The sequence below is a fragment of the Corynebacterium sp. HMSC30G07 genome (assembly GCF_001806945.1).
In the GTDB taxonomy this organism is placed as follows: domain Bacteria; phylum Actinomycetota; class Actinomycetes; order Mycobacteriales; family Mycobacteriaceae; genus Corynebacterium; species Corynebacterium riegelii.
The window spans coordinates 98664-120827 of record NZ_KV786473.1 but is presented as its reverse complement, the minus strand read 5'-3'; the positions used below and the strand labels follow the sequence as shown (position 1 = coordinate 120827).

Annotated in this window: 21 protein-coding genes; 5 read left to right on the top strand and 16 right to left on the bottom strand. The window is 61.9% G+C overall.

Features of this window, described 5'->3' with window-relative positions; genetic code table 11:
* Nucleotides 1–44: 44 nt before the first annotated feature.
* The 4 genes from HMPREF3104_RS08775 to HMPREF3104_RS08760 all read right to left on the bottom strand — a co-directional run bounded on the left by HMPREF3104_RS08775 (nucleotide 45) and on the right by HMPREF3104_RS08760 (nucleotide 4987).
* The gene (locus tag HMPREF3104_RS08775; protein ID WP_070495662.1) at nucleotides 45–650 is read right to left on the bottom strand and encodes a LutC/YkgG family protein; all 606 of its coding nucleotides are present in this window, start codon (nucleotides 648–650) and stop codon (nucleotides 45–47) included.
* Nucleotides 651–734: 84 nt separating this feature from the next.
* Nucleotides 735–2300, bottom strand: coding sequence for a LutB/LldF family L-lactate oxidation iron-sulfur protein (locus HMPREF3104_RS08770; protein WP_210386497.1), 1566 nt, complete (start codon nucleotides 2298–2300; stop codon nucleotides 735–737).
* The gene (locus HMPREF3104_RS08765) at nucleotides 2297–3082 is read right to left on the bottom strand and encodes a (Fe-S)-binding protein (RefSeq protein ID WP_052204711.1); all 786 of its coding nucleotides are present in this window, start codon (nucleotides 3080–3082) and stop codon (nucleotides 2297–2299) included. The genes HMPREF3104_RS08770 and HMPREF3104_RS08765 overlap by 4 nt, the downstream gene beginning before the upstream one ends.
* Nucleotides 3083–3310: 228 nt before the next feature.
* A complete protein-coding gene (locus tag HMPREF3104_RS08760) occupies nucleotides 3311–4987 on the bottom strand; it encodes an L-lactate permease (RefSeq protein WP_070495208.1) in 1677 nt (558 codons plus the stop codon).
* Between the two features lie 129 nt (nucleotides 4988–5116).
* Here HMPREF3104_RS08760 and argS point away from each other — a divergent pair, with 129 nt between their 5' ends.
* Nucleotides 5117–6772, top strand: a complete 1656-nt coding sequence (argS, locus tag HMPREF3104_RS08755; protein WP_070495207.1) for an arginine--tRNA ligase — start codon at nucleotides 5117–5119, stop codon at nucleotides 6770–6772.
* Nucleotides 6773–6835: 63 nt separating this feature from the next.
* Complete coding sequence (gene lysA / locus HMPREF3104_RS08750; RefSeq protein WP_070495659.1) at nucleotides 6836–8173, top strand: diaminopimelate decarboxylase; 1338 nt, start codon at nucleotides 6836–6838, stop codon at nucleotides 8171–8173.
* 22 nt (nucleotides 8174–8195) lie between these two features.
* Here the strand turns inward: lysA and HMPREF3104_RS08745 are convergent, their stop codons facing one another.
* Nucleotides 8196–8459 carry a type II toxin-antitoxin system RelE family toxin gene (locus HMPREF3104_RS08745; RefSeq protein WP_052204705.1) on the bottom strand — a complete coding sequence of 88 codons (264 nt, stop codon included), beginning with the start codon at nucleotides 8457–8459 and terminating at the stop codon, nucleotides 8196–8198.
* Nucleotides 8452–8706: a type II toxin-antitoxin system Phd/YefM family antitoxin gene (locus tag HMPREF3104_RS08740; RefSeq protein WP_052206383.1), complete on the bottom strand. Its 255-nt coding sequence runs from the start codon at nucleotides 8704–8706 to the stop codon at nucleotides 8452–8454. The genes HMPREF3104_RS08745 and HMPREF3104_RS08740 overlap by 8 nt, the downstream gene beginning before the upstream one ends.
* 156 nt (nucleotides 8707–8862) lie before the next feature.
* Here HMPREF3104_RS08740 and HMPREF3104_RS08735 point away from each other — a divergent pair, with 156 nt between their 5' ends.
* Complete coding sequence (locus HMPREF3104_RS08735) at nucleotides 8863–10206, top strand: homoserine dehydrogenase (protein WP_070495206.1); 1344 nt, start codon at nucleotides 8863–8865, stop codon at nucleotides 10204–10206.
* Between the two features lie 19 nt (nucleotides 10207–10225).
* Nucleotides 10226–11149: a homoserine kinase gene (thrB, locus tag HMPREF3104_RS08730; protein WP_070495205.1), complete on the top strand. Its 924-nt coding sequence runs from the start codon at nucleotides 10226–10228 to the stop codon at nucleotides 11147–11149.
* Here the strand turns inward: thrB and HMPREF3104_RS08725 are convergent.
* From HMPREF3104_RS08725 to HMPREF3104_RS08715, 3 genes are read right to left on the bottom strand one after another with little or no spacing between them, the layout of a single operon-like run.
* On the bottom strand, nucleotides 11146–12186 hold the full coding sequence (locus HMPREF3104_RS08725; protein WP_070495204.1) for a ThiF family adenylyltransferase: 1041 nt from the start codon (nucleotides 12184–12186) through the stop codon (nucleotides 11146–11148). The genes thrB and HMPREF3104_RS08725 overlap by 4 nt on opposite strands.
* Nucleotides 12152–13069, bottom strand: a complete 918-nt coding sequence (locus HMPREF3104_RS12960; RefSeq protein WP_070495203.1) for a molybdenum cofactor biosynthesis protein MoaE — start codon at nucleotides 13067–13069, stop codon at nucleotides 12152–12154. Before HMPREF3104_RS12960 ends, HMPREF3104_RS08725 begins: the two co-directional genes overlap by 35 nt.
* Nucleotides 13070–13095: 26 nt before the next feature.
* A complete protein-coding gene (locus tag HMPREF3104_RS08715) occupies nucleotides 13096–14244 on the bottom strand; it encodes a molybdopterin molybdotransferase MoeA (RefSeq protein WP_070495202.1) in 1149 nt (382 codons plus the stop codon).
* An 18-nt stretch (nucleotides 14245–14262) separates the two neighbouring features.
* Here HMPREF3104_RS08715 and HMPREF3104_RS08710 point away from each other — a divergent pair, with 18 nt between their 5' ends.
* Entirely contained in the window at nucleotides 14263–14496 is a 234-nt protein-coding gene (locus HMPREF3104_RS08710; protein ID WP_070495201.1) for a MoaD/ThiS family protein, read from the top strand.
* 9 nt (nucleotides 14497–14505) lie between these two features.
* Here HMPREF3104_RS08710 and HMPREF3104_RS08705 read toward each other — a convergent pair whose 3' ends face one another.
* Genes HMPREF3104_RS08705 through HMPREF3104_RS08675 form a run of 7 tightly spaced genes read right to left on the bottom strand, consistent with a single transcriptional unit; the run spans nucleotide 14506 to nucleotide 22029 of the window.
* Nucleotides 14506–16074, bottom strand: a complete 1569-nt coding sequence (locus tag HMPREF3104_RS08705) for an ATP-binding cassette domain-containing protein (RefSeq protein WP_141738190.1) — start codon at nucleotides 16072–16074, stop codon at nucleotides 14506–14508.
* Nucleotides 16075–16077: 3 nt separating this feature from the next.
* Nucleotides 16078–16821 (bottom strand): molybdate ABC transporter substrate-binding protein, encoded by a 744-nt coding sequence (gene modA, locus HMPREF3104_RS08700; protein ID WP_070495199.1) that lies wholly within the window; start codon nucleotides 16819–16821, stop codon nucleotides 16078–16080.
* A gap of 23 nt (nucleotides 16822–16844) precedes the next feature.
* Entirely contained in the window at nucleotides 16845–17420 is a 576-nt protein-coding gene (locus HMPREF3104_RS08695) for a molybdenum cofactor guanylyltransferase (RefSeq protein WP_246816400.1), read from the bottom strand.
* A gap of 5 nt (nucleotides 17421–17425) precedes the next feature.
* Nucleotides 17426–17902 (bottom strand): cyclic pyranopterin monophosphate synthase MoaC, encoded by a 477-nt coding sequence (moaC, locus tag HMPREF3104_RS08690; RefSeq protein WP_070495198.1) that lies wholly within the window; start codon nucleotides 17900–17902, stop codon nucleotides 17426–17428.
* Between the two features lie 11 nt (nucleotides 17903–17913).
* A complete protein-coding gene (gene glp, locus HMPREF3104_RS08685) occupies nucleotides 17914–19125 on the bottom strand; it encodes a molybdopterin molybdotransferase MoeA (protein ID WP_070495197.1) in 1212 nt (403 codons plus the stop codon).
* 4 nt (nucleotides 19126–19129) lie between these two features.
* Entirely contained in the window at nucleotides 19130–20242 is a 1113-nt protein-coding gene (gene moaA / locus HMPREF3104_RS08680; protein ID WP_371441053.1) for a GTP 3',8-cyclase MoaA, read from the bottom strand.
* A gap of 44 nt (nucleotides 20243–20286) precedes the next feature.
* Complete coding sequence (locus tag HMPREF3104_RS08675) at nucleotides 20287–22029, bottom strand: long-chain fatty-acid--CoA ligase (RefSeq protein WP_070495196.1); 1743 nt, start codon at nucleotides 22027–22029, stop codon at nucleotides 20287–20289.
* Nucleotides 22030–22164 lie beyond the last annotated feature (135 nt).

The following is a 22164-nucleotide window of genomic DNA, read 5'->3' as shown; positions in this document are numbered from 1 at the left end:
GTGACTGGCCGTTTCGTGTGGGTGGGTAAAGGCCGTAAAAACCCTTACTTCACAATCATCACAACCAGGTCGCGCGGGCCGTGCACACCCTCAACACGCACAAGCTCAATATCCGAGGTGGCAGAGCCACCCGAGAGCATCGTGTTCGGCTTGAGCGGATCCAGACGCTCGATCATCTCCGGCACGCCGTAAACAACGGTTTCCGGGCGAACGATGCACACGTGGTGGTCCGGCACCAGCGAGAGGGAACGGCGGCCGCAGACCTCGTTGGCCTCAAGCACGATCGTGCCGCTGATTGCTGCGGAGACGTGGGAGTCGGTCACGGCAACAACGTCGCCGAGGTCGCGGGGGTCGGACGACGGATCGTCGGCACGCACGGAGCCCTTAACCTCATCGAATAGCTTCGGGTCCAGCCCCGGGGCGTAGACAACCTTGTCCCAACCACGGTCAGCCAGCGCCTTGGCAATGTCCTTGCCCAGGTCAGCCTCGGTGGTTTCCACAACGGTGGCCTTGTAGTCCAGCAGGCGGTCTACCAGGATCTCGCGCAGTTCCTCGGTGCTCTTGTCCCAGGTGGTGTGGTAGTTGCGCGGGATGTCCACGTGCTTCGGGGTGTTCGCAAGCTGCTGTGCATTGCGGATGCGGCTCAGCATCTCCTGCTTGGCATCTGCGTTACGGCGCTCATCGTCACCAAACGAACCGCCCGTAGCAGCGTTGGACGTAGCTTTTGTAGTCATTTACTTCTCACCCTCCGGGGTATCCAGGTGCTCGTCATGCTCCGGGTCGCCGATCTTGGAAGGAATGCCTTCCTTACGGGCGTTGGCCAGCAGCTCCTGTGCCTCGTCCGTGTCCCACCACTGGCGGAAGGACTTCTTCGGCGGCACTGCCACGTCGCGGTACTGCGTCCAGCCAGAGATCGGCGGCGGCATCGTGTCAATCGTGCCGTTGAAGCCACCGAGGACGCGGCCGAGTGCAACCATGCGCACGGCACGGTTCCACAGCGCTGGCTTGCCCCACAGCAAGCTGATCGCGCTAAACGCGGTCTGCTCCCAACGCGTCGGCTCGTTCTTGGCCTTCTGGTAGCGCAGCTCCAGCAAAATGTCCGTGATCGGGATCTTCACCGGGCAGACCTCGTTGCAGCGGCCGCACAGGGAAGACGCAAACGGAAGGGAGCTGTTCGGGTCCGAAGCAGAATCGATACCGGTCAGCTGCGGGGTCAGAATTGCGCCGATCGGGCCTGGGTAGGTGGAACCGTAGGAGTGGCCACCAGCACGCTCGTAGACCGGGCAGACATTCAGGCAGGCAGAGCAGCGGATGCACTTGAGTGCCTCGCGGCCGATCTCGTTGGACATTGCGGCGGTACGACCGTTGTCCAGCAAAACGATGTGGAAATTCTTCGGGCCGTCGCCCTCAGTCACGCCCGTCCACAGGGAGGTGTACGGGTTCATGCGCTCCGCGGTAGAGGAGCGCGGCAGAAGCTGCAGGAACACGCCCAGATCATCAAAGGACGGCAGCAGCTTCTCAATACCCATCACGGAGATCAGCGTCTCCGGCAGGGTCAGGCACATACGGCCGTTGCCCTCAGACTCAACGATGGAAACGGTGCCGGTCTCAGCAATGCCGAAGTTCACGCCAGAGATGGCCACCTTGGCCTTCATGAACTGCTCACGCAGGTAGGAACGAGCGGCATCTGCAAGCTCGGACGGATCACTGGTCAGCGTGTCATCCGTGTTCGGCATCTTGTTGACAAAGATGTCGCGGATCTCTGCACGGTTGCGGTGGATAGCCGGCACCAGAATGTGCGACGGGAAATCCTCACCCAGCTGCACAATCAGCTCAGCCAGGTCAGTCTCCTGGGCGAAGATGCCGCGCTTTTCCAGCTCTTCGTTCAGCGCGATTTCCTGGGTGGCCATGGACTTGATCTTGACCACGTTCTTCTCGCCGGTTTCTTCAATCAGGCGAGCAATGATCTCATTGGCCTCCTTGGAGTCACGTGCCCAGTGCACGTGACCACCGCGGGCGGTGACGTTGCGCTCAAACTCTTCCAGCAACTCCGGAAGACGCGACATGACGTCCTTCTTCACGGCGGAGCCGGTATCGCGCAGATCCTGCCAGTCATCCAACTCATCCACGGCGTTCTGACGCTTCACGCGAATGGTGGTGGTGGCGTAGTTCAGGTTGCGACGCTTAGTTACATTGTCCAGCTCATGGTGCGCAGCCTTCTGGAACTTCTCGGAGCCGCGCAGGTGGTTCGGGCCAACTGCATGCGGCGGCATCTGGGGTTTACCAAGTGCAACTTTCACAGCATTTTCTCCCTCGAGTAAGCAGCGGACGTTGGCGTCCACGGGTGCTCCTTGGTAGACGCCAGGATCTCAGCCATGTGCAACGCACGCACACCGGAGTGCTGACGGCTCATCGCACCAGCAATGTTCATCAAGCAGGAAGAGTCACCTGCGGTGACGTACTCGGCGTTGGTTTCCTTGATGTGGCGAACCTTGTCGCTGACCATCGCGGAAGAAACTTCAGACATCTTCACCGAGAAGGTGCCGCCGAAGCCACAGCATTCCTCCGAGTTCGGCAGGTCTACAAGCTCCAGGCCCTCGACGTTGCGCAGCAGCTCTAGTGGACGCTCGCCCACCTTCAGGAAACGAAGGGAGTGACAGGAGGAGTGGTAGGTCACGCGGTGCGGGAAAAATGCACCCACGTCGTAGGTACCAGCCACGTCCACAATGAACTCGGACAGATCCAGGGTCTTCTTGGCGGTTTGCTTCGCGCCGTCTACAAGCGCCTTGCTCCCGAACCTCTCAGCCAAGTGCACGTGCTGTTCACGCACAGCGCCGGTGCAGGAACCGGAGGGGACAACCACGTAATCAATGGACGGGTCGGAGAAAGTGTCAACGTACGTCTCCACAATCGGCATTGCCTGTTCCTGGTAGCCGGTGTTGACGTGCATTTGACCGCAGCAGGTCTGAGTTTCGGGGAAGACCACTTCATAACCCAGGCGCGAAAGCACAAGCGCGGAGGCCTTATGCGCGTCGGGGAAGAGGGCATCACCGATACAAGTAGAAAACAGCGCTACTCGCATGTGAGCTCCTTGGGTTGGATTTTGCGGTTATTGAGGTGTTCAACGCGCAGAGCCAGAAGGCAGGCGCAGACGCACAGGTACTATTTTACCCCTTCTGGGCCTACTTCCACACCCGCAGCGAGAGATGCGCAGTAGATACGCGGCAGAGATGCGGCAGATATGCGAAAGCCCCATTCACCGAAAGTGAATGAGGCTACACATCTGGGGGCAACCGTTAGTTCATAACCGTTAGTTCACCACGGGCGCCAGGAAGGAAAGCACGTTCGTCTGCAGGAAGACGATCACACAGATCGCGAGCAGGAACAGGAAGGACCAGCCCACAACCTTCTTGAAGATCTCGGACTCCTTGCCCTCCATGCTCACCGCGGTTGCGGCAATAGCCAGGGACTGCGGGGAGATCATCTTGCCCACAACACCACCGGTGGTGTTTGCGGCCAGCATCAGGTCCGGGTTCAAGTTGAGGTGGTTTGCGGCGGTGACCTGCAGGTTGGCAAACAGGGCGTTTGCGGAAGTGTCGGAGCCGGTCACGGCCACGCCAACCCAGCCGAGGATCGGTGCGAAGAACGCGAAGGCCGGGCCGAGGTTGGCAAAGAACTCACCAATGGTCACGGTCTGGCCGGAGTAGTTCATCACGTACGCCAGCGCCAGCACCAGCATGATGGTCGCCGCAGACCAGCGCATCTTCCACGCGGTGTCTACAAATTCCTTGCCCACCTGGCCCCAGGTCAGCGAGTAGCGGCCATTGTCGTTAAACACCATGTAAACGATGGCCATGATGATCGCGGAGATCACCATCAGGCTGCCCGGGTTGTTGATGTAGGCAAACGAGTAGTCGCTGTTGACCGGGTCGCCGGCCGCGTCGAGCAGCCTGCCATCCAGACCCGGCCACGGGAAGGAAATCTTGAACTGCTTCAGCCAGTTCGGAATGGTCTCACCCAGGTTGGCCAGGCCGAAGACGACCACAACAATGGCGTACGGCAGAAGCGCCATGAACACGCGGTTGGAGGTCAGTTCCTTCTCGTCCTCAGCGCTGAGCTCCGGAAGACCCAGGCGCTCACGCAGAGCGTCCACACCCTTCGGCTGCCAGAAGCGCAGGAGGATAAAGGCGGCGCCAAGTGCCACGATGCACGCAATCACGTCCGTGAGCTGGTACGCGAAGTGATTGGAGGTCCACCATTGGGCGATACCAAAGGAAAGGCCGATGACAAACGCGGCGGGGGCGGTTTCGCGGACGCCACGCCAGCCGTCGATAAGCAGGGCGATGATGAACGGTACGAAAAACGCCAGGAAGGGGGTCTGGTGGCCCACAATTGCGGCGATGTTTTCGGTCTGCTCAAGGGTACGGCCACCGACGTCACCAGCGGTGGTGATCGGGATAGCCACGGCGCCGAACGCCACCGGAGCCGTGTTAGCAATCAGCACGATCGTTGCGGCCTTCAGCGGCGCGATGCCAAGCGCAAGGATCATCGTTGCGGTAATTGCCACCGGTGCGCCGAAACCGGCGAGGGCTTCAAGCAGGCCACCGAAGCAGAATGCGATGAGCATGGCCTGGATGCGCACGTCACCGTTGCCCATCTTGTCAAAGACCATGCGCAGGTCCTCAAAACGCCCGGAGGCGACGGTGATTTGGTAGAACCAGATCGCCGTCAGAATCACAAAGACGATGGGGAAGAGGCCAAACAGGCCGCCGCGGAAGGCCGAAGAGATGGCCAAGGCGGTGGGCATGTTGAAGCCAAAGATGGCAACCAAGCCTGCAACCAGCAGGGCTACAGCACCAGAAGTGTGTGCACGGGCCTTGACGCCCAGCAGCATGATGAAAAAGGTCAGTAGTGGCAGGGTAGACACCAGCGCCGACAATCCGACACTGCCGCCGACAGCGTCAGTGACAACCTGAAATTGGTCCATGTACGCGCTCCTCGGTGGGTGATATGGGGTGATAAACAAAGACAAAGAGAATTATGTCACCTCTCGTATAATTTGACTGAATTCCCCAGTAGGTGGACCTTGTGCCCGCGTACCGTAGACTGCTTTTCCATGACTCCAGCAGATCTTGCAGCTACCATTCGCCAGTTCACTATCGACGTGCTTGAGCAGCGCGGTTTGGACACCTCCGCCGTGCCTGAGGCGGTGACGGTTGAGCGTCCCCGAAACCCCGAACATGGTGATTACGCCACCAATGTGGCGTTGCAGGTGGCTAAGAAGGTGGGCCTGAATCCGCGTGAGTTGGGCCAGTTGCTTGTGGACGCTTTGGGGAACCACCCCGCAATCGCCTCCGCGGAGATCGCTGGCCCGGGCTTTATCAACTTGCGCCTGGCGTCTGACGCGCAGGGCCAGCTGGTAGCGCAGATCCTTGAGGCGGGTAAGGCCTTTGGTAATTCGGATCTGTACGCGGGTAAGAAGATCAACTTGGAGTTTGTGTCTGCGAACCCGACGGGTCCGATCCACCTTGGCGGCACCCGCTGGGCTGCCGTGGGTGATTCGCTTGGCCGTGTTTTAGAGGCAGCTGGCGCAGAGGTAACGCGTGAGTATTACTTCAACGACCACGGTGGGCAGATTGACCGCTTTGCCCGTTCCTTGGTTGCTGCCGCGAAGCATGAGCCGACGCCGGAGGACGGCTACGGCGGTGCCTACATTCAGGAGATCGCAGCTGCGATTGTGGCAAAGCAGCCGGATGCACTGAACGGCACTGACGCAGAGGTGCAGGAGCTCTTTCGCGCCGAGGGCGTAGAGATGATGTTCGCGCAGATCAAGGAGTCCTTGCACGAGTTTGGCGTGGACTTTGATGTGTACTTCCACGAGAACTCCCTGTTTGAATCCGGTGCGGTGGATCGCGCTATCCAAAAGCTGAAGGACAACGGCAACCTGTACGAGTCTGAAGGTGCGTGGTGGCTGCGTTCCACGGACTTTGGGGATGACAAGGACCGTGTGGTGATTAAGTCCGACGGCAACGCCGCCTACATCGCCGGCGACATTGCGTACGTGGCAGACAAGTTTGACCGCGGCCACAACCTGGCCATCTACATGCTGGGTGCGGACCACCACGGATACATCGCGCGTCTACGTGCTGCAGCCCAGGCACTGGGCTACGACCCTGAGGCGGTGGAGGTCCTGATTGGCCAGCTGGTGAACCTGGTGCGCGACGGTGAGGCGGTCAAGATGTCCAAGCGTGCGGGCACCGTGATCACGCTGGATGACCTGGTTGACGCAATTGGGGTAGACGGGGCGCGCTACTCGCTGGTTCGCTCCTCTGTGGACTCCACTCTGGATATTGATCTGGACCTGTGGACCAAGGCGTCTTCTGATAACCCGGTTTATTACGTCCAGTACGGCCACGCACGTCTGTGCTCCATTGACCGTCGCGCTGCCGAAGCTGGCGTAAGCACCGATGGGGAGCTGGACTTGGGCCTGCTTGAGCACGAGAAGGAGGGCGACCTGATCCGTACGCTTGGTGAGTTCCCGGCTGTGGTTAAGGCGGCCGCTGAGCTTCGTGAGCCGCACCGTGTGGCCCGCTACGCCGAGGAGCTGGCAAGCGCCTTCCACAAGTTCTACGACTCCTGCCACATTCTGCCCAAGGCGGATGAGGAGCCAGCGCCGATCCACACTGCACGCCTTGCACTGGCCCAGGCCACCCGCCAGGTTCTGTCCAACGCACTTGCCATGCTGGGCGTGAGCGCACCGGAGCGGATGTAAATGACTCACCCAAGAGAAGATGTCCCCGCCGCACAGCGCGCAGCCGAGCGCAGGCGCACCCCACTGCAGGACGTAGAGGCCTTCAATAGGCTGCCCGAACACGTGTGGCCGCGTAACGCCCGCCGCGATGGAAACGGCGTGGTGTCCATTGCCGGTGTGCCGCTGACGCAGATTGCAGAAGAGTACGGCACGCCTGTGATGGTGGTGGACGAGGATGATTTCCGTTCCCGCTGCCGCGATATGGCCACGGCATTTAAGGCAGCCGAAAATGTGCACTACGCGTCCAAGGCGTTTCTCACCCGCACAATTGCGCGTTGGGTGGATGAGGAAGGCCTCTCTTTGGATGTGGCCAGCGAAAACGAGCTACGCATTGCGCTTGCGGCCAGCTTTCCGCCGGAGCGCATCACGGTGCACGGCAACAACAAGTCCGTTGCGTTTTTGCAGCTGTGTGTGGATTCCGGCGTGGGCCATGTGGTGATTGACTCCCACGAGGAGCTTGCGCTGCTTGAAAACGTTGCTGCCGCAGCAGGGGTGCGCCAAGACGTGTTCGTGCGTGTGAAGCCGGGCGTGGATGCGCACACGCACGAGTTCATCGCCACCAGCCATGAGGACCAGAAGTTCGGCCTGTCGTTGGCGTCGGGCTCTGCGTACAAAGCAGCCTGTGACGCTATTGATTCCCCGCACCTTGACCTGACCGGCCTGCACGCACACGTCGGCTCGCAGGTGTTTGACGCTGAAGGCTTCAAGCTCGCCGCGCAGCGCGTGCTTGGGCTCTACGCCCAGATTTTCCGCGAGCGCAATATGGCATTGAGCTACCTGGATCTGGGTGGCGGCTACGGCATCGCTTACACGGCCGATGAGGCTCCGCTAGATGTTGCTGCTGTGGCTCGTGACCTGCTGCGCGAGGTAGACAACGTGGCGGAAGATTTAGGCATTGTCCCGCCGACGGTGGTGGTAGAGCCGGGGCGTGCCATCGCGGGCCCCTCCACAGTCACGGTGTACTCCGCCGGCGTGGTCAAGGACGTGAGTACGAGTTACACCTCAACGCGTCGCTACATTTCCGTCGACGGTGGCATGAGTGACAACATTCGCCCGGCACTGTACGCCTCGCTTTACGACGCACGCCTGGTCAACCGCCTCGCCACCGGCACCCCAACCGCCACACGTTTGGTGGGCAGCCACTGCGAGTCCGGTGACATTTTGATCAATGACGCCAACTGGCCCGACGATATTGCCCGAGGCGATCTCATCGCGCTCGCCGCAACTGGCGCGTACTGCTATTCCATGGCGTCGAACTACAACGCCTTTGGCCGCCCGGCAGTCGTTTCAGTTCACGATGGCAAGGTCACGCCAATGCTGCGCCGCGAAACGGTGGAGGACTTGCTCGCCCGCGAGTACTAGCGCGGCTAGAGGCTCGGCCATCTTATTGGTAGATGCTGCGACGATGACCAGCTTTTAAAACAATGACAATGAGCTGGTCATCTTCCACCTTGTAGATGACGCGGTAGTCTCCAATGCGAATGCGCCGCTCCCCGTCACCGCCGGCCAGTTTGATTGATCCGGCTGGGCGAGGGTCTTCGGCCAGATTGCTGATTGCTTCGGTGATTCGCTTCGCCGTGGTGCGGTCTAGCTTTTTAATTGCTTTTGCTGCTGACCGTGCGTAAAGAATCCGATATTGCCTAGGCATTGGAATTGAATCCCAATTCCTCCATCAGATCCTCGTGACTAACCAAGTCATCCAAGTCGACTGACCTGGCTTCAGCTAGGTCCATTTTGTCCTCAAGAGCTTCCATAGCGCGATCGAACAGCTCAGGTGACACTAGAACCGCTCGACGAATCGCGCCTCGTGAAAGGATTTCAACGGGCTCGCGTTGTGCGGAAGCAATATAGAGGCTCTGGTTCGCGCGAAACTCTGAAAGCGTGGTCGAAGTCATGCCACGAATCATACAAGTTGTACAAGATGTATGCAATGGTCGATTCAGCTCCACTTTCAACCATCACGGAGTGAATCTGAATGCGCGCTCTACTAGACAAAGCGGTACACTGTGGCGTTATTGCCGACTCAACCGAGCCTTAAAGGAGCTATCCAAATGACATCCGCTGAAAGCAACGGTAACTACCCTGGCAAGGGTGCTGGCGCGCCGGTCGGCGTGGCCATCTTAGGTAAAGGCACCGTTGGTACTGAAGTGCTGCGCCTCATCGGAGAATTCTCCAATAATTTGGAGCAGCGTATCGGCGGACCGATTGAGGTTCGTGGGGTGGCGGTGTCGAACGTCGAAAAGCATAAAGATGCCCCCGAAGTCCAGGGGCTTTTGCTTACGGACGACGCGCATTCGCTGGTCGAGCGCGACGACGTCGATGTGGTTGTAGAGGTTATCGGCGGCATTGATTACCCGCGTGAGCTGGTGCTCAAAGCGCTGCGTGCGGGTAAGTCCGTGGTGACGGCGAATAAGGCCCTGGTTGCTGCACACGGCTCTGAGCTGGCAGATGCGGCGAATGAGGCCGGTGTGGACTTGTACTACGAGGCTGCTGTGGCTGCGGCGATCCCGGTGGTGGGCATGCTGCGTCGCTCCCTGGCTGGTGACCAGGTGCAGCGCATCGCGGGCATTGTCAACGGCACGACCAACTTCATCCTGGATGCGATGGCAACCACTGGCGCAAGCTACGAGGATGCGCTGGCAGAGGCCACCCGCTTGGGCTACGCCGAGGCTGACCCGACCGCGGACGTGGAGGGTCACGACGCTGCGTCCAAGGCCGCGATCTTGGCATCCATGGGCTTCCACACACGCGTGACCTTTGATGATGTGTACTGCGAGGCTATTAGCTCGATTACCGCAGAGGACATCGCGGCGGCGAAGAAGGCCAACCAGACGATCAAGCTGCTGGCTATTTGTGAGCGTCTGTTTAATGAGGACGGCTCCACCCGCGCTGTGAACGCGCGCGTACACCCGACCTTGGTGCCGAATGACCACCCGCTGGCAAGCGTGGACCAGAGCTACAACGCAATCTTCGTTGAGGCTGAGGCCGCTGGCCGTCTGATGTTCTACGGCAACGGTGCAGGCGGCGCGCCGACGGCATCCGCTGTGCTGGGTGATCTGGTTGGTGCAGCCCGCAACAAGATCCACGGCGGCCGCGCCCCAGCAGAAAACCCGTACGCCAACTATGACGTGGTGGGCTTTGATGAGGTGGAGACTCGCTACCACGTGAACATGACGGTCAATGACCGCGTGGGCGTGTTGGCGGACCTGGCGCACCAGTTTGCGGATTCGGATGTGTCGCTTGCCGCCGTGCGCCAGGAGGAGTCCGGCGATGAGGCTCACCTGATTGTGGTCACGCACAAGGCACGCGAGAAGGATCTGCGCGAGATTGTGGACCGTCTGGCCAAGCACGAGGACGTCCGCGCTGTGAACTCCGTGCTGCGTTTGCACGACTAACGGGAAAGGCTGGAAAGTTATGGCTATTGACCTGCAGATTGGCACCCGCGCACGTGTGACGGTTCCGGGATCTTCGGCAAACCTGGGCCCCGGTTTTGACACGCTTGGCATCGCGGTGGGTATTTACGACACCGTTGAGGTTGAGGTCACCGCGTCGGGCCTGGAGATTGAGATCATCGGCGAGGGTGCGGAAGACCTGCCGCGCGATAGCTCCCACCTGGTGGTCAAGGCGATTCGTTTGGGTCTTGCGGCTTGTGACGCCAACGCGCCCGGCCTCAAGGTGATCTGCCACAACAACATCCCGCAGTCGCGTGGCTTGGGCTCTTCGGCCGCTGCCGCAGTGGCGGGTGTGGTTGCCGCGAACACGTTGGCTGGCTCGCCGTTGGATAATGACGCGCTGGTGCAGCTGTCCTCTGAGTTTGAGGGCCACCCGGATAACGCGGGTGCGTCTGTGCTCGGCGGGGCGGTGGTGTCCTGGACCGACATTCCGGTGGATGGTCGCTCCAAGCCCAGCTACCGTGCGGTGGGCATCCCGGTGGATCCGTCAATTAAGGCGGTGGCGCTGGTGCCGGAGTTCCATGCCTCCACAAACGCGGTGCGTGCGGTGCTGCCGAGTCACGTCACGCACACCGATGCGCGTTTCAACGTGTCGCGTACCGCGGTGATGACGGCGGCGCTGCAGCACAACCCGGAGCTTTTGTGGGAAGGCACCCGCGATCGTCTGCACCAGCCGTACCGCGCAGATGTGCTGCCGGTGACCGCGGAGTGGGTCAACCGCCTGCGCAACCGCGGCTACGCTGCGTTTCTGTCCGGCGCGGGTCCGACCGCGATGGTGTTGACCACTACGGATGTTGATCAGGCCCTGCTTGACGACGCTCGCGCGGCCAACCTCCGCGTCCTCGAACTCGAGGTTGCGGGCCCAGTTGTAGCGGAACTGCTTTAGAAGCGCTCCATCCCGCCGCGGAGGCTGGCCAACCCGGTCAGCCCGCGCGCCTCCAAGATGGCGACTGCCTCAGAGGAGCGCACGCCACTGGCGCAAACAATTACGCCACCGTTCTCTAGCTCGTCCGGGGTTTCGCCTTCCATAATCTGCCCGAGTGGCACGTTGATGGCGCCGGGCAGGTGGCCGGTGGTGAATTCTTCGGGCTCGCGGACGTCGATGATCGTCGCGCCTTCGGCGATGGATTCCACCTCAGCGGGCCCGGTCGGCGGGGTGCCGGTGCGCACCTGCTCGGTGACCTGGGGGTCTGGGGCAAGCGCAATGTACTCCCAGGTGCCGGCCAACATGTCGTAGTACCCAAGCTGACCAACCAGTGGATCCCCGAGACGCGTGACAATCTTGAGCGCCTCGGCAGCCATCGCGGAGCCAACCACACCCACCAACGGGCCAAGCACGCCCGCCTGCGCGCACGAGGGCACCGAGCCTGGCGGCGGCGGGGCGGGGAAGAGGTCCTCATACACCGGCCCACGTCCTGCCCAGAACACGCTCATCTGCGCCTCAAAGCCCAAGATGGACCCCCACACGTGCGGGATACCAAGGCGCGCGCACGCGTGTGAGACCACGTGGCGGGTGGCAAAGTTGTCGGAGCCGTCCAGCACCACATCGCAGCCTTCGAGCAGCGCAACAGCGTCTGCACCGTCGTTTGACCACGTCAGGCGATGATTTACGGCATCTACCTGGGTATCAGGGTTGAGCGCTTTCAGGCGTGCGGCGGCGGATTCTACCTTTGGCACGCCCACCGTTTCGCCAGAGTGGACGATTTGGCGGTGGAGGTTGGTGGTGGAGGTGACGTCGGCGTCGATAATCAGGATGCTCCCAACACCGGCCCCGGCAAGGTAGAGCAATGCAGGCGAGCCGAGCCCGCCGGCCCCGATCACGCCGATGCGGGCGCCGCGGATGCGGGCCTGCGCCTCGGTGCCGATGAGTGAGACCTGGCGGGCGTACCTATCCATCAATGCCAACCCAGTGCGTGGTGCCATCCGCCATCAGCTGCTCTTTCCAAATGGGCACCTCGGCCTTGACGCGGTCGGCGACCTCTTCGCAGGCGGCAAACGCATCGCCACGGTGTGCGGCGGCGGCAAGCACCACAAACGCCAGCTCACCAATCGGCACAGGACCCACGCGGTGTGCGGCGTACAGACGCACCGGGTGCTTGGCGGCGACCTCTTCCACCACACGCGCAAGCTCCGCCTCGGCGGTGGGATGGGACTCATAAGTCAGTGCGGCAACGCGCTCGCCGTGGTCGTGGTTGCGCACGATGCCCTCAAAACGCACCAGTGCACCCATGGCATCAGTGGTCACATCGCTCACATCAATAGCGGCCAAGGGCTCCGCGCTAATCGACGTCCCCACAACCACACCAGTCTGCTCCCAGACGTAATCCGGGTCCCTCGGGGCGGAGTGAACGGGGGAGATCAGCTCCACAATGTGCGGCAGCACCGGCTCAAGCACCGTGCAGCCGTCCTTGACCCCGCCGGGGGAACCCGGAAGCGTCATCACAAACGTGGAACCGGCCAGACCCGCAACGGCGCCGGAAAGGATCGCCGTCGGCGTGTTTTCCAGGCCCACGCGGAAAAACTCCTGGACAATCCCGGGCAGCTGCTTGTCTAAAAGGGGGGTGATGGCGCTTACGGTAGCGTCGTCAAGCGAAAGGCCCGTGCCACCCGAGGTGAGCAACACCGCAGGCTGCTGGGCAAGCGCGCCGCGCACAGCGCCGGCGATCTCAGCGTCGGGCACCACAAGCGCATCCGGGGTGTCAAAGCCCATGCGGCGCAAAAACTCCACCGCAACCGGGCCCGATTTGTCCTCGTATCTGCTCGCGGCGGCGCGGGTGGAGGCAACAATAACTCGTGCTGTGTTCATCGTGCAGCCCACCTTACAAGGGGAAATTACAAGGGGTAGACCATAACCAGCTCGCCTGCGCGAAGCGTGGCGGCAACCGGGATGCGGATCAGGCAGTCGGCCTGGGCTGCCTGGCTGAGCAGGTGCGAGCCCGGCCCGCCGATGGGGTGCGCCTGGCCGTCGATCATCCGCCCGCGCAGGAACTGCTCGCGGTTGTCCAGGCCCGTGGTGTCGGCCGCGAGTGGCACCCATGCAGGCGCCGGCGCGTGCCCAAACACGGGGGCGACGTACAGGCGGAAACTCACCAGCGTTGAAATCGGGTTGCCCGGCAGGCTCAGCACGGGTACACCGGCGAAGGTGCTCAGGCCCTGCGGTCCGCCCGGCTGCTGCGCGACGTGCCCGTACCAGCCGTCGGTGAACACCTGGCGGATGACCTCAAACTTGCCGTGGCTGATCCCGCCAGAGGTGACAATCGCGTCGGGATTCAGGGTGTCCACGGCGTGGGTGACCGCGCGCTCAAGGTCATTTGGGTCATCGTTGGTGCGAAGCGTGCCTACAACATCAATGCCGTGGAGCTGCGCGAGCACGGTGAGCATGGGCCCGTTGGAATCCGGAATGCTCGCAGTACCCGTGCCACCGATCTCTTTGCCGCCGGTGATGGTGAGAATCCGTGCACGCCTGCGCACCTGCACTTCGGCGATACCCTGGCCGATCAGCGCACCAATGAGCGCCGGGGTGACCACCGCACCCGCAGGTGCCAGCAGGTCACCTGCGCGGATATCAGAGCCGGCAAGGCGCACAAACTGCCCCGGCGGGCAATCCGGCACGCTGACTTCGGCGCCTTCGTTGACAAACTCGCCAGGGGTGCATGCCTCAACCGGCACGACCGCCGCGGTACCTGCGGGCAGCTTCGTCCCCGTCATTACGGGCGCAGCGCAGTCGAGCCCACGCGGGTAACACTCATCCGGGTCCACACCAGCCGGCACGGTTGGGCCAACCCGCCACGTGCCGGAGCCCGCTTGCGGCAAGGCGTAGCCGTCCATCTGGGAGTTATCAAAACTCGGCGCATCACACTTGGCCAGCACATCCTGAGCCAGGAAACGCCCCGCCGCTTCAGTTACCGGCAGGGTTTCCGCGGGCAGTGTCGGCGCAAGCGCGCGCACGGCAGCGAGATGATCTTCGGGAGTTCGAGCCATGCCAGCTACTGTAGTGGCATGCGAATCCATTATTTCGCGGCCGCCCGCGCCGCCGCCGGGCTCGCCGAAGAAGACGTCGAGGCACTGCCGACACTGGAGCTCTTGCTTGCCGACGCCGCAGCGCGCCATCCAGACCTCCAACCCATCCTGGATCGCTGCACCATTCTTATCGACGGCCAGCGCGCCACCCCCGATGCCTCCCTCACAGGAGCGAGCCGCGTGGACGTGTTGCCGCCGTTTGCCGGCGGCTAGAGCTGGTGATCATGCGCTGAAGATGCGCACCTGATCAGGGCAGTCAAGCGGGTAGACGGCAATGGCCGCACTGCCTGCTTCAAGGTCAGTGGCGGCAACGCCATGGATTACGCCGGAGGGGGTGCGCATGTCAGCGGGCGCGCCTTCGCGTGCAGCACCTACCGCGGTGCCCTCACGGCGTGCCTTGCCCATCAAGTGTGCGGAAAACTCGGTGGTTGGCAGCGCTGCTTCCTGGGCAACGGACGAAAGGCCGCGTAGCTTACCGCGTTCAAGCACTGCGACCGTATCGGCCAGATTGAAAATATCTGCCGTGTCGTGCGTGATAATCACCGTGGTGCGGTCCTGGGACGCGGCACGCAGAAGGGAGCGCCATTGGGCGGAGGTGGGGGCGTCGATGGCGGACAGCGGCTCGTCTAAAAGCAACATGCCCGGTCGCGGGGCCAAGGCACGCACCAGCGCAACCTGGGCAGCCTGGCCGGTGGAAAGCTCGGTGACAGGGACCTGCGCAAGCTCACTAAGGCCAGCTGCGTCGAGCAGCTCAGCAGCCTTGTCGGTGACCATGGCTACCGCACCAAGGGCAGTGGTAGTGTGCGGCAGTCCCGGGTGCTGGGTGAGCAGCACCGCGCCTGGGGCAACAAGTGAGCGCACCAGCGTGGTCTTGCCGGCACCGTTAGGTCCGATGAGCGCAGTGGTTTTGCCGGTGGGGAAGCGCGAGGCTTCCTTCGGCTGGTCTGGCTTGGTCAACGTGGTCAGGCGCGCCTGATCAACTGGGCTTTGGGCACGGAGTTTCGGCTCCGCAGGTTTCTTGCGCAGCAGCTGTGGGAGTGCCGATAGCGCCAGCGCCACAACCGCCAGGAAGATCAGGATGGCGGCCAGCCCGTAGGCCACGGACTGCTCCACCTCACGCGCCAGGTAGATACCCAGCGGCATGGTGCGGGTGACCCCTGGCATGGAGCCGGCGAAGGTCAGCGTTGTGCCGAACTCGCCCAGTGAGCGGGCGAACGCTAGGCCCGCAGCCGTCGCAAGAGCAGGCGCGATGGCTGGCAGGGTGATACGCCACAGGATTTTGCCGCGCGGAATCCCCACGGCGGCGGCTGATTCTGTGATGTTGCGATCAAGCTGGCGAAGCGCGGCATCGAGCGTGATCACCACAAACGGCAACGCAATGTAGACGTGCGAGGCCACCACACCCGGAAACGCGAACGCGAACTGCCAATCCAACAGGTCCAGCAGTGGGGCGGCCACCCCGCGTCGGCCAATAAACGCAGAGAGCGCAAGGCCTGCCACTACCGGCGGCAACGCCAGCGGCAACAGCACCAGGCCGCGGGCCAGGAACGCACCACGGCGCAAACGCTGCATCCACAGCGCGAGCGGAAGCCCAAGGCCTAGTGCAACAAGTGTGGCTATCACGGCGGAAGCCAACGTCACCTCAAGCAGCTGCCTCGTTTCGGCAGAGGTGGCAATGGTGACAAGATCGCCCCACGGCACACGCAGACCAAGCGCGAGTACCGGCGCGAGGATCAGCGCAAGTGTGAGCCACGCCAAAACAACAACAACGGGAGAGAGTTTCTGTCGCACGGATTAGTCCTGCACAGGCGTAAACCCGTGCTTGGTCCACATGTCCTTCGAGCTCAGCAGCAGCGCCAGAAGGGCAGCGGCTGCCTCGGGGTTTTCGGTGTTGGTGGTTACTGCCGCGACGAGTGAGTTGGGGTGTTCACCGGCGTGCGGGATGTCAAAGGTCAATACGGCATCACCTGCGGCTGCTGCGTCCGTGCGGTAGACAAACCCGGCGTCAGCCTCACCGGAGGTGACCTTGCCAAGTGTGTCCGTGACGTTGTGCTCCAACGACACCGGCGTGAACTCCAGGTTGTTCGCGGCAATCAGCGTGCGGGAGACAGCACCGCACGGCACCTGCTCATCACACAGCACCACCTTGGCGTTTGCCAAGCCATCTACGCCCTGGATGTTGGCTGGGTTGTCCTTCGGCACCACCAGCACCATGGAGTTGGTGGCAACAACCTTCGGGTCTGCAACAACGCCTGCGGCAACCGCATCGTCCATGTTTTTCTGGTCGGCCGTGATCAACAGGTCGCCCGGCGCGCCTTCAACCAGCTGCTGCACCAGGTCGGAGGAGCCTGCGTTGATGTAGGTCAGTGTGTTTGGGGAAAGCTCCTGCAGATCGTCGTTGATCACGCGGGTGGAGGCCGCGCCGAGAACGGTCAGGTCCGGGTTGTCGCCTGCGGCGGTGTCTGCGCTCTCAGAGGAGCAAGCGGCAAGAGCAACGGCAGCAGTAATGACAGAGATGCAGACAAGGGCACGGTTCATGGCACTAAAGCTAGCAGAGTTTTCTAGAGCTCAACCCGGCCTAGCTGGGCCAACTCCTCTGGCGTATCGTAGTCGCGCTCGGCGCCTTGGGTCTCATGCTTGACGACGCTTCCCGCCACCTTGTACAACGCCTTCGCCGGCACGTCGTGCGTACCCACCTTTTCTATTGCCCCAAGTAGCGCTTGCTTGCGCCACACCGCGCATAGCGGCTGCATAAAGTCTTCTTCGTCCACGGCGACGGCGGCGGCAGCATCCGGGGCGTTCTGGAGCGCCTCGACCAATGCCGGCAGCGCTTCCGGGGAGTGCGGGGCATCAACTGCTACAACGGCGACCAGATCAGCATCTGCAAGCGCCACACCAGCAGCAATGCCGGCCACTGGCCCGCCGAAGGGTGGGTCCTCGCACACAGTTGGGATTTCGGGTGGCAACCCAAGATCAAATGGGGAGACCACGATTGGGGTGGTGGGAGTGGGGAGGGCAGATAGCGCTGACAAGGTGGCGTCGATAAGCCTGATGCCCTCAACGCGCACTTGGGCCTTGTCTGTGCCCATGCGGGTGGAGCGACCACCGGCGAGGATGATGACTGAAAGCGCAGGCACGGTGATTATTGGGGGAGTTCGCGGGACCAGTCGCCGGAGCGGCCACCGGACTTGGCGGTAATGCCCATGCGGCGCACGTATGCGGAGCGGTCCACACCTTTGACCATGTCAACGATGGACAGCGCGGCCACAGAGACCGCCGTGAGCGCTTCCATCTCAACGCCGGTGCGGTCCGCGGTTCGCACCGTTGCCTGGATAAACACGTGGTCTTCTTTCAACTCAAGGTCCACCGCACAGCCGTGTACGCCAATCGTGTGGGCAAGTGGTAGCAGGTCAGGTACTCTTTTGGCAGCTGAGATGCCAGCTACGCGCGCGACGGCGAGCACGTCACCTTTGGGCACCGTGCCATCGCGCAGTGCCTGCATGACTTCCGGTGAGCAGGCAACCTCACCCTGTGCAGTTGCTTCGCGGACGGTGGGCTGTTTGGCCGTGACGTCGACCATGTAGGCCTCGCCATTAGCACCAAGGTGAGTGAACTTCATATCGGTGGAGTCTAGAGGGTGGTCAAGGTGACGTGGAGATGCTGCGGCGTTTCCTCACCCGGCGCGAGAAGCGCGATGCCGTCGATGCCGGTAAGCGAGGCAACCATGTGGGAGCCCACGTGCTGTGAAAACGCATGCGCGACTGGTTCGGCACCGCTGTAATCCAGACGCACCGGAATCAGGCGAGTGACTTTCGGGTGCGGCTGCGGGAAGCCTTCGGCGGTTATGGCGCGCACCTGCGGGCGCGGGCGCGTATTGCCAGCGAAAGCACGAATCAGCGGCACCAGATACATGTGCGCGGAGACGAACGCGGCCACCGGGTTGCCAGGCAGGCACACAAGCGGCGCGCCGGCGCTTACACCAACGCCCTGCGGTCCGCCAGGGCGCTGCGCGACATGGCCGAACCACATGGAGCCGTTGTGCTTAGCTACGTGACGCACCACATCAAACGCACCCGCACTCACCCCGCCAGCGGTAACCACAATGTCATGCGTTTTCGCGGCCTGGTTGAGGGTGCGCGCGAAGTCCTCTGCACCATCACTGGCGTGCAGCTCGGTGACCTCGGCAGCACCGGCATCGCGGGCGATCTGGGCGAGCAGCGGCGCATTCGAGTTCGGAATCTGCGCGCCTGTGATCGGCTCAGGCCAGGAGACAAGCTCATCGCCGGTGGTGATGACGGCAACACGGGGAAGTGCGTAGACCTCAACCTCGCGCACGCCGGTAGACACCAGCGCGGCAAGCGTTGGGGCGTCAATCACCGTGCCGACGTCCGCCACCACGGCGCCAACCGGCGTATCCGAGCCTGCGCGGCGGATGTGGCCGCGCTTGGTGTCAGCCCCGTTGATAGTCACCTGCTTGGGCAGTTCTACAGGTCCGCGCTCAATGTTGGTCTGCTCAACAGGGATGACAATCAGGTCATCAATACCCGCAGGAATCGGTGCACCCGTCATGATGCGTACCACGTGGCCTTTCGGGCAGTCCACAGGAGCGGCGCCTGCGGGGATATCACCCGCAACCGGCAGCGTCCATGGGCCGTCACCGTCCAAGTCGCTTGCCCGGACCGCGAAGCCATCCATCGCGGCATTATCAAACGGTGGCACAGCAAACCGTGCTCGGGCGGGGGAGGCGAGGGCGTGTCCTGTGGCGTCGACAAGCAGCAAGCTCTGAGTACGCGGCGTGGCAAGCGCAAGGACTTCAGCCAAGTGTTCATCGATGGTGCGCATGGGGTTAGCCTCCGATCTCGCTCATGAGACGCTCCGGCTGCAAAAAGCCAGGATCATCAATACCGTGGCCAGGCTTCTTCGCCCACATCGCCGCAGCCCACAGGTCAGCCAGTTCCGTGTCGGTGGCACCTGCCCGCATGGCGTCGCGCAGCGAAATCTCATCCGCCTGCGCCGAAAACAGACACGAACGCACCGCACCATCCGTGGTTAGCCGCGTGCGATCACACGCGCCGCAGAACGGATGTGTCACCGAAGCGATAATGCCAATCTGCCCACTGCGCGTGCCATCCGTGACGTCCCACAGCGCAGCCGGGGCACTTCCGCGCGGCGTTGCTGCAGGGCGCAACGTAAACGATTCCCGCAGCTTACCCAGGATCTCCTCGGCCGTGACCATGTCACCGCGCTTCCAGTGCTCACGAGGGCCAAGCGGCATCTGCTCAATAAAGCGCAGCTGCAAGCCCTTATCCAGGGCAAAGGTGGCCAGATCCGTGATGGCGTTGTCATTCACGCCCGGCATGACCACCGCGTTGACCTTGACCGGGTGAAGACCTACTTCGAGCGCAGCATCAATGCCGGAAAACACATCCTGGATGCGATCGCGCCGGGTCAGCTCGGCATACAGCTCGGGGCTGGTGGTGTCCAGCGAGATGTTGATGCGGTCTAGGCCTGCCTCTTTCAGCGCGAGCGCACGTTTGTCCAAGCCCACCGCGTTGGTAGTCAGCGCCGTTGTGGGCGATGTGCCTTCGTCTGTGCGCATCGCCTTGGTTGCAGCCACGATCTTCTCAAGGGACTTGCGCAACAGTGGCTCTCCACCCGTAAAGCGAACCTGGCGAATCCCAAGATCCTCCACGGCGATGCGGATCAGGCGGATCGTCTCCTCATCCGTCAGCGCAAGCTCCGTGGGCATCCACTCCAAACCCTCTGCCGGCATGCAATAGGTACAGCGCAGGTTGCAGCGATCCGTGAGACTGACACGCAGGTCACGCGCCACGCGCCCAAACGTATCTACAAGCGTGCGTGGGCCTTCCTGCGGCGGCGGCAACTGCGCAGGTGTCGGCGCGACCGGGGAAGGTCTGCGAGCCGACACCGGCGTTGGTAAAGAAACAGGACGAGCCATAGTTCGACCCATGATAGGCATCTGCGCCACAAGACCCGAAGTTTCTAGCGGTCGGAGCTTGCGGAATCTGCCTTACGGTTACCAGGTCCCGGAAGCGCAATGACCTCAAACTCGCCACGTTTAAGGTGCTTGCGCAGGTCCTTCTTGTCAAACTTGCCCACAGACGTCTTGTCAATGGAGCGCACAAACGTCCAATACTCCGGCGCCATCCAACGCGGCAACACATCAGCCAGCCCGTCGCGGAGCCGAGCTGCGGTCTCTGCACTGGGTTCGACCTGCGGGTGAACAACCGTTACAGCAAGGGGGCGTTCGCCCCACTTCTTATCCGGGATACCAATCACCGCGCACTCGATGACCTCCTCGGACTCCATGATCAGGTTTTCCACCTGAGCGGAGTAGATCCACTCACCGCCAGAGCGGATCACATCACGCGCACGGTCATACAACGTCATAAACCCGTCATACGTCACCGTGCCCACATCACCCGTGCGCAACCAGCCGTCCGCAGTAAAGTGCTCCCGCTCATCCGTGACCGTCTCGCCACGGAACTCCGAGGCCATCTTGCCGTTCTCTTGCGTAGGCGAGTGGTAGTAACTTGCCGCAACAAGGTTGCCGCGCACCTGGATCTCACCCTGGGTCAAGTCGTTGGAGGCCATCACCATGCCGTCATTGACTACTCGATACTCCAACCAGGGAGCGAACCTGCCCTGGGAGACGCGATACGCCCAACGGGCCTCACCAGCAGCGCCCGAAGGCGGGCGCGCCACCGTACCCACAGTGGACGTCTCCGTCATGCCCCACACATGCACGATGTCAACGCCATAGCGTTCCTCCCACACCTTGATCAACCCCGGCGGGGCAGGGGAACCGCCAACGTAGATTTCCTGCAGGCTCATACGCTCCGGAGGATTGTTCAAGTAATGCACCATCAGCTGAATCCACAACGTAGGCACACCATGCGCAACACGCGGGTGTGCCGATGCAATCAAAGCCGCCAACGTCGGGGCCGAAACGTCTGAATCTGGCAACACCAACGGTGTGCCGGCCAAAAACGCCGCAAGTGGAACACCCCAGGACAACACGTGATAAATCGGAATGCAGCACAAAAACGACTCACCATGCGTCACCGCCAACGAGTCAGTGGCACGCAGACTCATCGCCTCAAGCCACAACGAGCGATGCGAATACGCCACGCCTTTCGGCGCGCCCGTCGTTGCAGTCGAATACACCAAAGCAGCAGCGGTATTTTCCGGCAGAGAGGGCCAAGGAAAGAGGGTCGACCTGCCGTCCAAAAGCATCTCATAGCTGCGAACATCAACCCCCTGCGGCAAAAGGTCAGCCAGCGGAGCAACAGGAGAAGTGCCAATAAACGCCACAGTTTGCACCGAAGGGCACATTTCAAGCAGCCGACCAAGCTTGGCCGCCAGGCGCGGATCCGCCACGATCACCTGCGCTTCAGAGTGATTGACAATGTAGGCAATCTGATCTTCCATCAGCTGCACATTCAACGGCGTGAACACAGCGCCTTTCGACGCCACAGCGAACATCACCTCAAGATGCTCCGCACAGTTGTACATCAGGGTGGCAACACGCTGATCACCATCAATGCCCAACTCATCATGCAACGCATTCGCAAACGCACCCGCACGCGCCGCAATCGCAGAAAACGTAGTCTCCTCGGGCTGATTCTCACGCCACGTGGTGCACTTGGTGGACCCATGCACCGAACTCCCGAACTCCAAAATACGGGCGACGGAGAACGGCACCTCCTGCATCGTAGAAAGCATGCTGCCAACTCTAGCGTGACGCGCCCACAGGCCCGGAATATGGATTTACATCCAATGCGCTATACTTTCGCCTTGGATCACCGCAGTTGGGCTGCGGACATGGCCCGCCTCTCGCGAAACACTTGCCGCGAGGTC